General features: G+C 55.1%; 11 protein-coding genes, 1 tRNA gene and 1 pseudogene. 10 read left to right on the top strand and 3 right to left on the bottom strand.

Going from position 1 to position 14,401, the window contains the following annotated elements:
• The first annotated feature begins 188 nt into the window (after window positions 1-188).
• On the top strand, window positions 189-1,802 hold the full coding sequence (locus B5525_RS07175; RefSeq protein ID WP_079565378.1) for a phosphoenolpyruvate carboxykinase: 1,614 nt from the start codon (window positions 189-191) through the stop codon (window positions 1,800-1,802).
• Between the two features lie 1,093 nt (window positions 1,803-2,895).
• Here B5525_RS07175 and B5525_RS07170 read toward each other — a convergent pair.
• The 3 genes from B5525_RS07170 to B5525_RS47470 all read right to left on the bottom strand — a co-directional run bounded on the left by B5525_RS07170 (window position 2,896) and on the right by B5525_RS47470 (window position 4,757).
• Window positions 2,896-3,807: a hypothetical protein gene (locus B5525_RS07170; protein ID WP_079565377.1), complete on the bottom strand. Its 912-nt coding sequence runs from the start codon at window positions 3,805-3,807 to the stop codon at window positions 2,896-2,898.
• A 532-nt stretch (window positions 3,808-4,339) separates the two neighbouring features.
• Window positions 4,340-4,504: a hypothetical protein gene (locus B5525_RS07165; protein WP_154073119.1), complete on the bottom strand. Its 165-nt coding sequence runs from the start codon at window positions 4,502-4,504 to the stop codon at window positions 4,340-4,342.
• Window positions 4,505-4,607: 103 nt separating this feature from the next.
• Complete coding sequence (locus tag B5525_RS47470; RefSeq protein ID WP_338075266.1) at window positions 4,608-4,757, bottom strand: hypothetical protein; 150 nt, start codon at window positions 4,755-4,757, stop codon at window positions 4,608-4,610.
• Window positions 4,758-4,882: 125 nt separating this feature from the next.
• Here B5525_RS47470 and B5525_RS07155 point away from each other — a divergent pair.
• From B5525_RS07155 to B5525_RS47745, 9 genes and pseudogenes are all read left to right on the top strand, one after another.
• Window positions 4,883-4,974: transfer RNA gene (locus B5525_RS07155), tRNA-Ser, on the top strand.
• A gap of 427 nt (window positions 4,975-5,401) precedes the next feature.
• The gene (locus B5525_RS07150; protein WP_079565375.1) at window positions 5,402-6,100 is read left to right on the top strand and encodes a hypothetical protein; all 699 of its coding nucleotides are present in this window, start codon (window positions 5,402-5,404) and stop codon (window positions 6,098-6,100) included.
• Between the two features lie 52 nt (window positions 6,101-6,152).
• Entirely contained in the window at window positions 6,153-6,887 is a 735-nt protein-coding gene (locus tag B5525_RS07145) for a hypothetical protein (protein WP_154073118.1), read from the top strand.
• Between the two features lie 330 nt (window positions 6,888-7,217).
• Complete coding sequence (locus B5525_RS07140; protein ID WP_079565373.1) at window positions 7,218-8,276, top strand: hypothetical protein; 1,059 nt, start codon at window positions 7,218-7,220, stop codon at window positions 8,274-8,276.
• Window positions 8,277-9,027: 751 nt separating this feature from the next.
• Complete coding sequence (locus tag B5525_RS07135) at window positions 9,028-10,209, top strand: GNAT family N-acetyltransferase (protein WP_079565372.1); 1,182 nt, start codon at window positions 9,028-9,030, stop codon at window positions 10,207-10,209.
• A gap of 46 nt (window positions 10,210-10,255) precedes the next feature.
• On the top strand, window positions 10,256-11,626 hold the full coding sequence (locus tag B5525_RS07130) for an aspartate aminotransferase family protein (protein WP_154073796.1): 1,371 nt from the start codon (window positions 10,256-10,258) through the stop codon (window positions 11,624-11,626).
• A 749-nt stretch (window positions 11,627-12,375) separates the two neighbouring features.
• Entirely contained in the window at window positions 12,376-13,254 is an 879-nt protein-coding gene (locus B5525_RS07120; RefSeq protein ID WP_079565370.1) for a CBASS oligonucleotide cyclase, read from the top strand.
• Entirely contained in the window at window positions 13,247-13,945 is a 699-nt protein-coding gene (locus tag B5525_RS07115; RefSeq protein WP_079565369.1) for an SLATT domain-containing protein, read from the top strand. The genes B5525_RS07120 and B5525_RS07115 overlap by 8 nt, the downstream gene beginning before the upstream one ends.
• A 31-nt stretch (window positions 13,946-13,976) precedes the next feature.
• Window positions 13,977-14,081: pseudogene (locus tag B5525_RS47745) on the top strand (GlsB/YeaQ/YmgE family stress response membrane protein); the annotation flags it as partial.
• Window positions 14,082-14,401 lie beyond the last annotated feature (320 nt).

Here is a 14,401-nt window from a genome sequence, read left to right as displayed (position 1 = left end):
TGCGCCGTATCCGTACCGGTCCTGGAATAAACCAAATCTCACGGGATCGGCTTGGCAAGCCCGGCGTTCATCAGTATTAGGTCGCCGGACCGGGGTCGCAAGGCTATGATCAACGACGGTCACCGCGGCAGCAGCGCGTTTAGCAGCGTTCGCGTGATCGAGAGACGCGGGTTCGAGGAGGTTCTTCGGTGCAAGAGACGGGTATGCGCAACGGTGCCTTCGGCGCCGACAAATTTGGTTTAAAAAATCTCAAGCGGGTGCACTGGAATCTCGGAGCCCCGCAGCTCTACCAGTATTCGCTTTCGGCCGGAGAGGCGGTGCTGTCCGCCGACGGCGCGTTATGCGCCGATACCGGCGACTTCACCGGCCGCAGCCCGAAGGACAAGTTCACGGTCCGCGACGCCTCTACCGAGAAGATGTGGTGGGCCGGCAACCAGTCGATCACATCCGAACAGTTCGAGGTGCTCTATCAGGACTTCCTCAAGCACGCCGAAGGCATGACGCTGTTCGCGCAGGATCTTTACGGCGGCGCCGATCCGAGCTTCCAGATCAAGACCCGCGTGTTCACCGAACTCGCCTGGCACTCGCTGTTCATCCGCACGCTTTTGATCCGGCCGCAAACGGTCGAGCTGTCGACCTTCGTGCCGGAACTCACCATCATCGACATCCCGAGCTTCCGCGCCGATCCCAAACGCCATGGCGTGCGCTCGGAGAACGTGGTCGCGATCGATTTCGCCCGCAAGATCGTCCTGATCGGCGGGTCTTATTATGCCGGCGAGATGAAGAAGAGCGTGTTCACCACGCTGAACTATTATCTGCCCGCCAGGGGCGTGATGCCGATGCACTGCTCGGCCAATGTCGGGCCCAAGGGCGACAGCGCCATCTTCTTCGGACTGTCGGGCACCGGCAAGACCACGCTGTCGGCCGACCCGAAGCGCACGCTGATCGGCGACGACGAGCACGGCTGGGGCGCCGATGGCGTCTTCAATTTCGAGGGCGGCTGCTACGCCAAATGCATCAAGCTGTCGAAAGAGGCCGAGCCTGAAATCCATGCCGCCAGCAAGCGCTTCGGTGCGGTGCTGGAGAACGTGGTGCTCGACGAGGATACCCGCGTGCCGGATTTCGACGACGGCTCGAAAACCGAGAACACCCGTTCGGCCTATCCGCTCGATTTCATTCCCAACGCCTCGCGCACCGGCCGCGCCGGCCACCCGAAGAACGTGGTGATGCTGGCGGCGGATGCGTTCGGCGTGCTGCCGCCGATCGCCAAGCTGACCCCGGCGCAGGCGATGTACCACTTCCTGTCGGGTTACACCGCCAAGGTAGCGGGCACCGAGCGCGGGCTCGGCAACGAACCGCAGCCGGAATTCTCGACCTGCTTCGGCTCGCCGTTTTTGCCGCTCGATCCCTCGGTCTATGGCAACATGCTGCGCGAGCTGATCGCCCGGCACAATGTCGATTGCTGGCTGGTCAATACCGGCTGGACCGGCGGCAAATACGGCACCGGCTCCCGGATGCCGATCAAGGTGACCCGCGCGCTGCTGACCGCGGCGCTCGACGGTTCGCTGCGCAATGTCGACTTCCGCACCGACAAGTATTTCGGCTTCGCGGTCCCGGCCGCGCTGCCCGGTGTGCCGAGCGAGATCCTCGATCCCGTCAACACCTGGCAGGACAAAGCCGAGTTCGACAAAACGGCGCGCGCGCTGGTCGGCATGTTCCAGAAGAATTTTGCGAAGTTCGAAGCCCAGGTCGACGCCGATGTCCGCGCGGCCGCACCTGACCTCAAGCTCGCGGCGGAATAGTCGATCTCGATCGACTTCAGACTACGAAAGGGCGGCTCGAAAGGCCGCCCTTTTCGATTCCGGGCCGGCATTTTTGTTTCACTGTGTTTCTGAACGGGCCATAGCGCGGCCCCGGGGCGGTCGGTTAACTCCGGATTAACCACGTTATTCCGCCCAACATGTTGATATGTATGGATTTTATGCAGTATCGCCGGGCCAGAAACTAAGGGCAGGCTAACGGTCTGCATGGCGGGAACCGGTGCGACAGAAACGGCCCAAAATAGGGGTTGGAATCGGCAAGGCCCCAGGGTGTGCCTACCACCCTGCCATGGAAACCGCACCCACGAGGCCGCGTAGGGGCGCTGTGGGCGGTCTGTTGGGACGGCGCAGCGGCACAATCCTAGGGTATAGGTCCGGATCCCAACCAACCTTGGAGGGAACCGCCCATGAGGGGGGCTTTTTTGGCTGGAAGCGACACCAGCTGGCAGAATCAAAGCACGGTCCCGCCTTGGGGCTGTAGGGGAGGCTTGTAAGGCAGGACCGTACCGGGCCACGAACTCTCGGTTCACGTGGCCCAATTGCTATAACGGGGACATGGCGAAAGTGGTTCCTAACGGGGAGAACCCCGCCCTCGAGATGGGGGGTCAAGGGCGGGGCCCAACCCAATCAAGAGAGTCAGCGCTCACGGGCAATGTGCGCCTTGTCGAAAAACCTATCACTGCGCTGGTGCGCGACAATCCACAGATTCGTGACTGGATTGGTACCCTGTGAGGCCGTTTCCTTATTTGGGCAGTCGCACGTTCGCACCGCACCAATTGTGCGAGATCAAATTCACTCCCTACACGATGAATTAGGTTCACCTCTGCATTCTACCGAGCGGTGGTCCCAAGTTGCATCGTTCCGGTTTTATGCGGGGGAGCGCGGCTCCGTTTGACCCCACTGAACCCTTGCGGAGCCGTGCTCTTTCCCGTTGAATTATTATCATCGATCCCGCGCCAGCTTACGGCGCCCCCAATGCGCATCCTTCCGCGACGGGTTGAAACTCTCCTTCGACGAGATGTTTTGCACTCGCGCCGCGGAGCGGGGTCACTGGTGCAGCGGCTGCCAGATCAGCTTATGCATGACGCTGGCCTGGCCGATGACGTTCAAACACCCGAATATCACGACCTGCGATCCTCACGACCTTAGCGCCAGCGCGACTGTCCATGTTCTTAATATCTCTAGGAACGCCGACGTGATCTGCGATGTGCCGCCACTTGCGGCGAAACTTGAATCCAAACCAAGGCCATGCATTTAGCTCACAAAGAATGATCGGCCCAGAAGCCGGTAAATGAGTTCGTTCGAGCGCTGGGACTTGCACGTTAGCAAGCAATGCCAATTCCTTTAAGACCATTGGCGCTCGCTTGAGGTCCACTTCGATATGGCGCTCTCGCGCGCTCGTAGCATGTCTTAGAATTAGGTCTGCATCAATTTCTTCCCAGCGCAAACCGGCGGTCCAAGCGCGGCCATTTAAAATGATCTTTTCCGCGTTACGCGCTTCCGCCTCCGGTATCCACTCTCCGATAACATCCTTTTGTCTAAGCAAGAGCTCAAATTGAAATGCCTGCGCGAGGGCTATCGAATCGAGGCCAAATACATCGCGCGCGGTATTTCTGATATCCTCCGCCTGTGCGGATGTCATCCGTACTGTTCTGGCTTTGCTGACCTCGAGTTTCAGTCCGTCTAGGATCAGCGACAAACGATGGCAGTCGACGTTCTCCAGATAAAGAGACCCATACCGAAAAATGGATCGCAATTGCCCGACAAACGCCTGTCCCGTGGGCAGCTTACCTTCTTTGCTCCATTGCCTGTACCAATGCATTAACGTTCGGCGCTTGATATCGCTGACAAGCATAGCGCCTCGCTCCCTCGCAATTCGCGAAAGATAGCGACCGTTGTTGACACGGACCTTGTAGCTGAGGCTTTGAAATGTTGAATCTTGATCGGCCATGTATTCGGCGACCAAGTCCGCGATTGTCAGTGCCATTTTTGCGGCCCCACCTCTCGGATACTCAGTTCAACAGCGCCCCGACAACGTCTCCAAAAACGACTAAACGGTAGAGCGCGAGCATCGCGCAGACTGCGACGATGGCACCGACAATGCCCGCTAATCCCTCACCGCTTACGTAAGCGCCGAGAAACCTAACTTCGAATCGTGGGGGCTTGATCATAGGGTTGGTTCTCCAGCTTCAAAATTCGGGAGACCCAACCGATCCGATGGTCAGCCTTAGTAGTGGACCGGTTGTCAAATTCTGGCAACGGACAATTCTGCCAGAACCAGATTTTCAAGTAATTCAAGCGGTTACTGTTTAGTGCCGCAGCCGTTCACTCTCGGCAAAAGAGTGCACACCCCCCCACGTCATATCATGATACTCGTAACGTATTGGGAATACGCAACGATTTTTGCGCGATGCGATTCGATCTTTCAGCCGGAATAAGCTGGACCTCGCGCCCGCCCTTACGACAAAACTGTCCAACCCTTTGGCTCAAAAACTCTGCTGGGAGATTGCAACGGTTGTTCATCGAATGAACGCGACCGCGCCGACGTGACCATCCTTGCGCGATAGCGCTTCCGCTTTCATTACCACGGCAGTTGGATTGAAGCATTCGATTGGCTCGCCAGCCGCAATGCCGTCATCGGTGGCGACAAATGGTAGAGCAACAAAGTAAGTGACCTCGGCCATGGGGGACCGCTCCATTCAATCATACCAATCCTTCCGATCACGCGGCGGCTCCTTCGCTTCCTCGATCAGCTTCCCCCGCGCATACCCATCGAGGCCGCCGCCTTCAGCTTTCCAGATCGGTTTCCAGAAAATGGTTCGCGACGATCAGCGCCTTGACGGCCTCGCGAGGATCACCGCCGCAGGCCGCGATGGCTTGATCGGCGGCGGCCCCAAGCTGGTCAGCGCCGGATTGTGGGGCGGGGACCGAAGCCATATAGAAATCCCTGACCAGACCAATTTTGAGAGAATGTTCTGTTTTTGTCCGGCGTCAACGGGGATTAACGGGGCTTCGGTTGCGAATCATAGACTCTTCGCGAATCGAGCCTTACATTCACCTCCGACGCGATGCCGGAACGGTTAACGGGCAGGTCTTGAAAACCTTGGCAGGGCTGTGGTGGCCCTTGTGGGTTCGAATCTCACTCGCGTCTCCAGTTTTCTGGAGGAGAGAATATCGGGGCGAGCACCACACTCGCCCCACCTACCCCCCTTTTGTTCCCTATAGACATACGATTTTTGCGCGGCGCGGGGGTGCGTTTTACCCCTTGTTCGTAAGATTCTGCCCTTATATGGTCTGGTAGTCATAAACGACTACACCACCGGGCTTGCCCGAGTCGTTTGTGATACTTCAGGCGAAAGCCTGAGTTGGGGCAACCCAACTGGAGACGCGAGTGTCAATACGCAAAGCCCCACCGCAAGGTGGGGTTTTGTCGTCTAAGGGCCTCGAAGGTTTGGATCACCTCAACAACGTCCGCCATTTCCCGCAATCATAAGTTCGGTGCCCAAGACCAACCGTAGGCAAATACGCTAGGTTGTGAAATCCTACGGATAACTACTTGCGAGGATTCGGGGGACCCGCCAATGCCGCCACCACCTGCGGATTTTTCATTCCGAATTGTCTTCAAGAAAGGCCAAGGAGATCCACGGCGCATATTTGACGCCGCCAGCGAGTTAATCGACGGCTTCGAACAATTGGACCAAGCTGTCGCCGGATCGGTCGATGTCAGATTGCAGCCCGTGATGGTCTTGGACGATATCAAGGCCGGGTCAATTCGCGTTTTACTGAGCAGCCTTCTGAAGAAAATTGACGAAGCGAAGCTGGTAGCGGCTCTTGACTCGCTGCAGGACGGCAAGAGGTTGTTGGGTCCAAAAGATAAGCTGATGCTGGAGGCCCCCGGTCACAAAACCTACGACGTGGACTTAACAAAAACCTGGGACCCGTCCGAAATCATCCCGCTTGATAAGACGACGACAGAAAAGCATAGCGAAGGCGAAATCATTCTGACCATCCGCAAACCCGACATGGTCGGAAATTCGAAGTGGCAATTTGCCAGAGGAAAGTTTCCGGTTTTCGCAAAAATCACCGACGAAGATTGGTTAAGTAAATTTCACAACCGGAAAGTGAAGGGTTTGCATTCAGGTGATGCCATGCGTTGCAAGGTCCGGTTCACTTATATTTTTGATGACAAAGGAACGATGATCGAAGAGCAGATAGAGATTACCAAGGTGATTGAGATTATCGAAGGATCAGGTGGCGAACAGTTACCTATTCCCCTCTAGGTTTGCATCAATTCGCCCCGCGCGTCGGTAGGCCCCCCGAAAGTTAGACTGAATGAACGGTCCTCCCGGCCATCTAGTTGTCTTTAGCTCATTGATGTTGGCGGCGGTTCTGGTTGCGTGGATAGGGCTGGCTGGGCCGGTTTTCTCTGATGCAACTACGCGCGGCTGGTACGACCTTCTGAAAGACTGGCAAACGCTGTCAGCCGCCTTGATTGCATTGGCCGCTGCTCTTATCGCAGCACGTCCGGTCTGGAAACAATTAGCGATTGGTCGCTCTCAAACGTTGCAGCGGTATTACGAACAACTTTCTGCCCGTAGTTCGCATCTGCATAAGGAACGTGAAGCACTCTATAATCTGACATCGGCCATCGATATCATGGTGAACGCGCTTGCTGCGTTACCCGATCTGAACCCGATTGGCGGAATCACAGCCAACATCGTGTTGAGTGTTGAGGGACCGCATAATTATCTAAACGAAACGGTCAAGACTTACAAAAGTGAACTTGGCCCTGTTTGGGGGAGCGTGGAAGTGCAGAGGTCTCGAGCTATGATGCTCGATCAGGCGCTACGGTTTTGCAATGAGCTGCGAAAGTTGACGGACCGTATTGTTTTGGGCAACCGCCTTTCGCAAGCTGAGATCGCGAACCACGTGCCTTCGTTGCTGCAATTCAAACAGGGCGTTTTTGATGCCGCAATTTTCCTGCATCAAGCGATAGACTCGGAAAGCATGCGTATCGGACCATTGATAGCCAAGCTAGAAGCCGCGCTTCTAACTGGATTACCCTAAGCCTCTAATCGACAGGGAATGCGGATAGCGCAGCAGCGAATCGCTCCACCGTAGCAGACGATGAGATCGCAATCGGAAGCATAGCTGACCGATGTCTGCTTTCGGGGGTAAAACAGAAATCCTATTTCAAGGGCGTCAGGACCGTTTTTGACCCAAACCGGAAGTCGCACCCGCTTCATTCAAAATTGAGCATTCGGAACACTGGTGGTTGACGTTATTGCCCCCCACAACTTAGTGATGATCAGAGATAAATTTATCATCGGGCTGGTCTTCAACTCGCGGACCGTGCCGCATGGTTCCGATCAGGGCTAAGGGGCTGCTGCAGTGACTATGACCGACGCGGTATTTGCTGTAGCAGCGCCTTTCGCGGCTGTTGTTACTGCCTTTGGCTTCTTAGTCTTTGTTTCGATTCACGGTCGTCCGCGGTCAGTTTCCTTCTGGCTATTCGTAACCGCCGCTGAGCTACTTCTATTTCAGGCGATTCCCATCATCGGCCTTTTACCCGGCTTGTTACTCCTCCTTTTTTCCATAGACGCTTTCGTCTTTTACGCGTTACTCGTCCATGCATTTCTTCTTTCGCTGCTCATAGAGGCTGCCATTGGTCGGATATCTCGCCGGTTCGTGATCGTGCCGATCCTCATGTACGGTGCATACTATACGGCTTATTTCGGTCAGGCTCGCGATATTGAAGAAGAAGCGGCCAAAATGAATCTGGTAAACGTTGGTAAAGCACTCGACTTCGATCCAGATAAGATGTCAGTGGTCTTCGATTCTATGGGGGACCTTGGATCGTTCGTTGCGCACTACAAAGTTCCGGTCGCTTATTTCCAAGATAATTATGCGCATAGTGAATCGGCACGTCTTATTCCGGCGTCCCAATGCGCGATCATAAAGAACTCTAAAAACGGTGCGGCAGCTTCAATCGAAACCGCTGAATATAACTATCAAATGGGTCTATTAACTAAAGTGACAGCACCCTGTGTGCTGCTTCGAGCAGAAAAGCCAACTAATCCACCGCTCTATGTGCGGCGCGCTCCCGAACAACAGAAACGGTTCGCGATAAGCGTGCAATCAATCGAAATTTTCTTCAATGGTCAGCTCATTGGGACTCACCAGAGTCTTCACGTGTATCGTATCCCGCCGATTTTGTGGCACATGGGCTGCGGCTTTTCTGACACCAAGCCCTGGGGTTGTCTCGGGTTCTTTTCAGAATACTCTGAGACAATCGGTTCAGAACCTAAAATAAACGATCGAGTTGGCTACACTTCACCTCTGGGCGACATGTTGGCAATCCCCAAATATACGAACGAAGATATTTTGCATTTTGCTGGATATCCCGCCAACGCGGGGATTGTGGCCCTCGCTCAATCACCGCCAGCGGCGAAATAACGAGATTTACGGCCTGCCTGCGTCCGTTTGTGGCACTTTTCGGACATGGCGCGATGTCTGACTTTGGTCCGTTATGCGCTCAGGAGCGGACATGGAAGCCGATCAGGATCGTTCATCGCGGGCTCCGTGTCTCGCCGTCAGAAAAAGTGCCGTCACCGAGGCCTGCTATTCTCAATGACCTCGCACCGGCTGGCCGGTTTATTTGATGGGATCAACCGATAACAGGCACAATGCGACAAGCTTTCGCGTCGTTAATCCCGATGGGACAATACTGTTCGACAAGCTTGTGGCGGAATTCAATTGATGCGCTGAGGCGCGCCCCTTCATTTGAGGCAGCGTGCAACGTCGCCCTTTGGCATGTTTGGGACATGCCGAACGGTCGCGCGCAGTCCTTGATCTAGGGTTTTCTGTTTCGGTCTTGGATACTCGCAACCTGAATGATCGGAAGAAATGTCAGGTTTGACAAATAAACATTGCGAAGCGAATCGGCTGCTAGCCGCATGGCATTGCAGCCTAATCGGGCTAAGGCCATGAGAAGACTGGAGGGATCCGTGTTTTTCAAGTGAAAAATACGACAGTTTTCTGACATGCAAATTAGGTTTTATCGCCTCGAAGGGCATCTTAAGCATTCCCGAGTAAGGCAGCACGCAATCACTGGTTGGTGGCAAAAGCTTCCCCACCTTCCAAATGGGCAGGAAATAATTAGCGCTGCGCGGGGTTATGAACTCCTGGGGCCCTGCGGAGTAGTGAGATGAGCGCTATTGGTCCGGGCGCTTCCAGCGCACGCCGTGAATCGTTCTCAATTTCCGTTGTTTCCCGTGCCGATTTGTCCGGGTGCGCGTCTTGGACGTCGACTTTCACCGACCAGCGAAAAGATTATCGGTTTTACGAGATTCTGGACGATACTCTCCGGGGTCCCTTCGAGCACCGATATTTTGCAATTGTTGATAGCAGAGGCCACACACGAGCGATCCAACCGTTCTTCCTAGTCGATCAGGATATTCTCGAAGGCCTCGGCGCTGAACGAGCTTATTTGATTTCGCTCCTCCGACGATTCTATCCGCGCTTCCTTAAACTGCGCGCTTTGATGGTTGGTTGTTCCGCCGGGGAGGCTCACCTCGCAGCTACTGAAGCTCTGCCTGTTGACATCGTCGCGGAAACCTTGTCGAAGGGCATCGTCAAGCAAGCGAAATCGTTCAACGCACAACTCATCGTGCTGAAGGAATTTCCTTCTCGCTATCGCAAAGTGCTTCACCGCTTCGTGCAATGCGGCTTCGCGCGCGCGCCGAGCATGCCGATGACGATGCTCGACATCGGATATGACAGCTTCGGCACCTACATGGTCAAGGCGCTGAAAAGCTCAACGCGAAGGAAATTGCGCAAGAAGCTCGAGGCGACAGCCGGCGTATCAGACATTCGCATGAGCGTCACCAACGACGCGGCAAGTTTCGTCGATGAGATTTATCCGCTCTATCTGCAGGTATTTGAGCGCTCGAGGATGCAATTCGAGAAGCTCACCAAGGATTTTTTCCGTCAGATCGGCCAACGAATGAGCGATAAGGTCCGGTTCTTCGCGTGGCGTCGCGGAAACACTCTGGTGGCCTTCAGCCTTTGCATGGTGCAAGGAGACTCGCTGTACGCGGAGTATGTTGGCTTCGATTACTCCGTTGCACTCGATCTGCATCTCTATCACTATGTCGTTCGGGACATGATCAGTTGGGGGATCAGCAAAGGGTATAAATGGTTTCGCAGCAGCGGCCTAAACTATGATCCGAAGCTGCATATGAGGCACCGACTCGATCCAATTGATCTATACGTGCGCCACACGTCGGCCCTTGCAAATGCAATATTCAGGCTGGCGCTGCCCTGGATCGTGCCGGTGCGCTACGATGCGACACTAAAGCTATTTCCAGACTACAAAGAACTTTGGTGACCATCCTGCATCTGCTGCAACTTGGGAGGCGATCATGACCCACGATATGGCCAAGTTATTTTCGCTACGTGAACATGATCATTACGCAATACATCGGCGCCTTCTCAACGAGCAGATGGTGCGGGTTCTCAAAGCAATCGGCTACGACGTCGGCTTTTGCAGTGGCAAGGGCCAGTATCTCTATGATCGAGACGGCAACCGTTATCTCGACCTATTGAGTGGTTTTGGAGTCTTTGCCATCGGGCGCAATCATCCCGCTTTGTGTGAGGCGTTGAAAAGCATTCTCGACAGCGATCTTCCCAATCTGGTCCAAATGGATGTGTCGACTTTAGCCGGCATTCTCGCCGAGCGATTACTGGCGCACGTGCCCTATCTCGATAAAGTCTGCTTCGTAAATTCCGGATCGGAAACGGTCGAGGCGGCTATCAAATTCGCGCGAGCAGCAACGGGCCGGCCCGGGATACTTTACTGCGAGCATGCATTCCACGGTCTCACCAATGGTGCGCTGTCTCTCAATGGAGACGATATTTTCCGAGAAGGCTTCGAGCCCTTGCTGCCCCACTGTGTCCGCATCCCATTTAACGATCTTGTTGCGCTTGAGAAGGCCCTTCATTCGCGCACGATTGCCGCATTCATCGTCGAGCCGATACAGGGTAAAGGGGTAAACGTCCCCGACGATGACTATCTTAAACTTGCCGCGGATCTCTGCCGGCGCCACGGGACCTTGTTCGTCGCCGATGAAGTGCAGACCGGATTGGGCCGCACCGGCCGCTTCCTGGCGGTTGAATACTGGAACGTCGAGCCGGATATGGTTCTCCTTGCAAAAACACTGTCGGGCGGACACGTTCCGGTTGGAGCACTTCTCACGCGAAAATGGATTTTTGACAAAGTCTTTGATCGCATGGAGCGTGCAGTAGCCCACGGATCGACATTCGGGGCAAATGACCTGGCAATGGCGGCCGGAATTGCGACACTGGATGTGCTCAAGTCGGAGCAGCTGGTCGAAAAAGCAGCGCAGACCGGAGAACGATTGCTGCGCGCCTTTACTGAAATGACCCGACGTTACGAGTTTCTCCGTGAGGTACGCGGCAAGGGATTGATGATTGGTATCGAGTTCGGTCCACCAACATCATTCAAGCTCAAGGCATCATGGCACGCTCTTGAGGCTGCGAGGACGGGTCTATTTAGCCAGCTCATTACGATCCCGCTTTTCAAAGAGCATAAATTGCTGAGCCAAGTCTCTAGTCATGCTGGCCATACGATCAAGCTTTTGCCCGCACTTGTTATTTCCGAGTCGGACTGTGATTGGATCTTGAACGGTTTTGACTCCGTCATCGCCGAAAGCCACCGCGTCCCTGGTGCTATATGGTCGCTCGGAAAAAACCTGGTCGGCCATGCGATGCAAGCGAAGGCATAATTATTTGCACGACCAAAACAATGCAAACGGCTGCCCGTTTCTATGGTTCAATGTCATCGATAGTCGCGCCATCCGCGTGGAGCTCGGACGTTCTCTACCTTACACGAGTTTCAATATTGCATGACGTACGGCGGGCTGCGATCAGAAGGGTGCTGGGGTCGATGTCGCAGTTGGGTCAAAAGCACCGTTTTGACTGTGGTGCGGCCACTTTCGCGGTAGGGACGCGAGTTACCTCTCGCCCCCCGCACAGATCCGTACGGGCCCAATTCGGGCATACGGCTCCCACCTTGGGTGCCTAACGGCGAAGCGACCTCTGGCCACGGATGGAGGATTCGCGGTTTCGGGAGCCAGTCGTCGGCCAACCGCTTGATCCGCTCCCAGGTCGTCCAGTCTCTCTGGCTCCGCTGCCGTAGCATGCGCCGCCAGAGATTGGTGACGTGGAATAAGAAGGCGGTCTGTGTCGAACTGTTTGTCGGCACCGCGTGGTAGTTGAAGTAGCCGGTGACGACCTGTAACCGCTTACGCATCTCGTCTCGTCGAGGAAGCGACGGGCCTCGGTCTCGTGCTCGAAGCCGACAATGAGGTCGTCGGCGTAGCGCACGATGATCATATTGCCCGCAGCCTCACGCCGTCGCCAGCGCTCAGCCCAGAGATCGAAGACGTAATGTAGGTTGGGGGTAAACCCAATTCAGCCCTTGGTTGTACCGACGCTGGCCCTATATTCGCCGGGTTCCCTCAAACGGTTCCAAATGCCTTATACGGTCGCAGACTCTTTCACCAAGCTACGCTCGAACTTAGAGATCACGTTCGATCAAGCATTGACGGTCTCCACGCGCCAAAACGGCGTCCGCGATACCGTCAACGCCGGCATGAAGGTGGTCGATGACTTTCTGACCGGCTCGTATATGCGGTCTACGATGATCTCGCCGCTAAAAGAGGCGGACGTGGACGTTTTTGTCGTCCTCGATCCGCACTACTTCCACCACTACAACAATCAGAACGGCGGCCCTTCTGGTCTTCTGGACTATACGAAGCGACTGCTCCTTAAAACCTACACTTCGACCCCTGACATCAGCCGCAACGGGCAGGCCGTAACTATCCGCTTTTCAGATTTCGTTGTGGATGTTGTTGTCGGCTTCAACCGCACCGGCGGAGGCTATCTCATCGCCAACGCGGTCGGAAACTTCTGGTTGGAGACTGACCCAAAGAAACACGTCGCCCTCATGACCGAGGCGAACAAATACCATAAAGGCAATCTCGTTCCACTCATCAAGATGATTAAGAGCTGGAATAAAGCCCATGGTGCCTTCTTCCGTTCTTTCCATCTTGAAGTGCTGGCGTTCGAAGCATTCCGCAACGTCACCATTAGCGATTTCCCATCAGGGCTGCGGTTCTTTTTCGACAAGGCTCAGGCACTCGTCCGGGGGAGAAACCTAGACCCTGCCGGTTATGGCGACGATATCGGCCGCTACATCACCCAATCCACCGTAGAAGAGGCCTCCCGCAAATTACAGGGTGCCTTTAACACAGCCGTCAACGCCGAAATGTACGGCGACAGAGGCGACCCTCGAAACGCAATCATCACTTGGAAGGCTCTCATGCCCTACCATTTCCCCGCCTATGGTTGAGACCACAAGCGAGCGTCCCGCGACAAAGGCGCATTCTCAAATCATCAACGAGGCGAAGCGCCTTGAGGAGTCAACTCTCTATTCAATGAAGGGCCATCACTGCGCAGCGGCCAGGTGGAAGAAGGGCAACTTATGGCTAGGCCTACCGTCCGTAATAATTTCGGGCTTAGTCGGTGCGACCGCCTTCACGAAGGCGGCACAACAGGAACCATGGATAGGAATTCTGGCGGGAGCCTTGGCAATCTTCGTTGCCATCCTCTCCGGGATTACAACCTTCCTTAATCCCAACGACAAAGAGGCTGGGCACCTTTCAGCCGGGCACGCATACGATAAGCTTAATAACGATGCCAGATTTTTCCACTCGATAGTGTGCTGGCAGGGAGAAACCGAGGAGGTTCTTACCGCCAAACTTAGGAACCTGATCGACGAGAAGGACAAGCTCAATGCCAACAGTCCACAGATCCCGGACTGGGCCTATAACAAGGCCAAGAAAGGTATTGAAGCTGGAGAAGCGCAGTTCGCGGTAGACAAGGAAGACACAACGCCACCTCCACCTCCGCCACCCACGCCTGCACCAACCCTGTCACCGCCGCCAGGTGGCGTGCTCCGACAGCTGCCTAAACCCACAACGGTCGCGGTACGCCCTTGGAAGCAAATCGTTGCGACCAAGAAGCCCACCAAGACCGATTAGTCGAACCTCATGTGCGGAGGCCATAGGCGATTGGCCATTGCCGCGACTTGGTATTTACCTCGGGGTAGGTATCGTTGCTTTGATCATCAACGCCTTCATCGGAGGCGTTGTGCTTCCGCTCATCCTGAGGTTGGTAGGCGGTTGCCCAAAATCGGAGCCCAGAGACCGGTCGATCATTCCCGAAAGCCCCCTGTTGGTGGGCCTTTCCGTGAGTTTCAGGGACATTTTCTCTGGACGCCGGACTGGTTGACTGGGACGGGACGATTCGAACCTCGATATGGCGAAATTGGAATTGGACGCTCTCGCCTGTCCGAGAGGAGCCGCAGAACCTCTTTTCGTTGAAATTCATAGACCCTTCGAAACGTTAGAGTTTCGAAAACCGTACCGGATGCGCGGAGTCCAGAGCTTCGGAGATAAAGGGGCCTTTTCGGAGAATAATGAGCGCGCCCTGCCGAG

The sequence above is a fragment of the Bradyrhizobium erythrophlei genome (genome assembly GCF_900129505.1).
In the GTDB taxonomy this organism is placed as follows: Bacteria; Pseudomonadota; Alphaproteobacteria; order Rhizobiales; family Xanthobacteraceae; genus Bradyrhizobium; species Bradyrhizobium erythrophlei_D.
The sequence above is the reverse complement of the archived record's forward strand: the minus strand, read 5'-3'. Positions and strand labels throughout refer to the sequence as shown.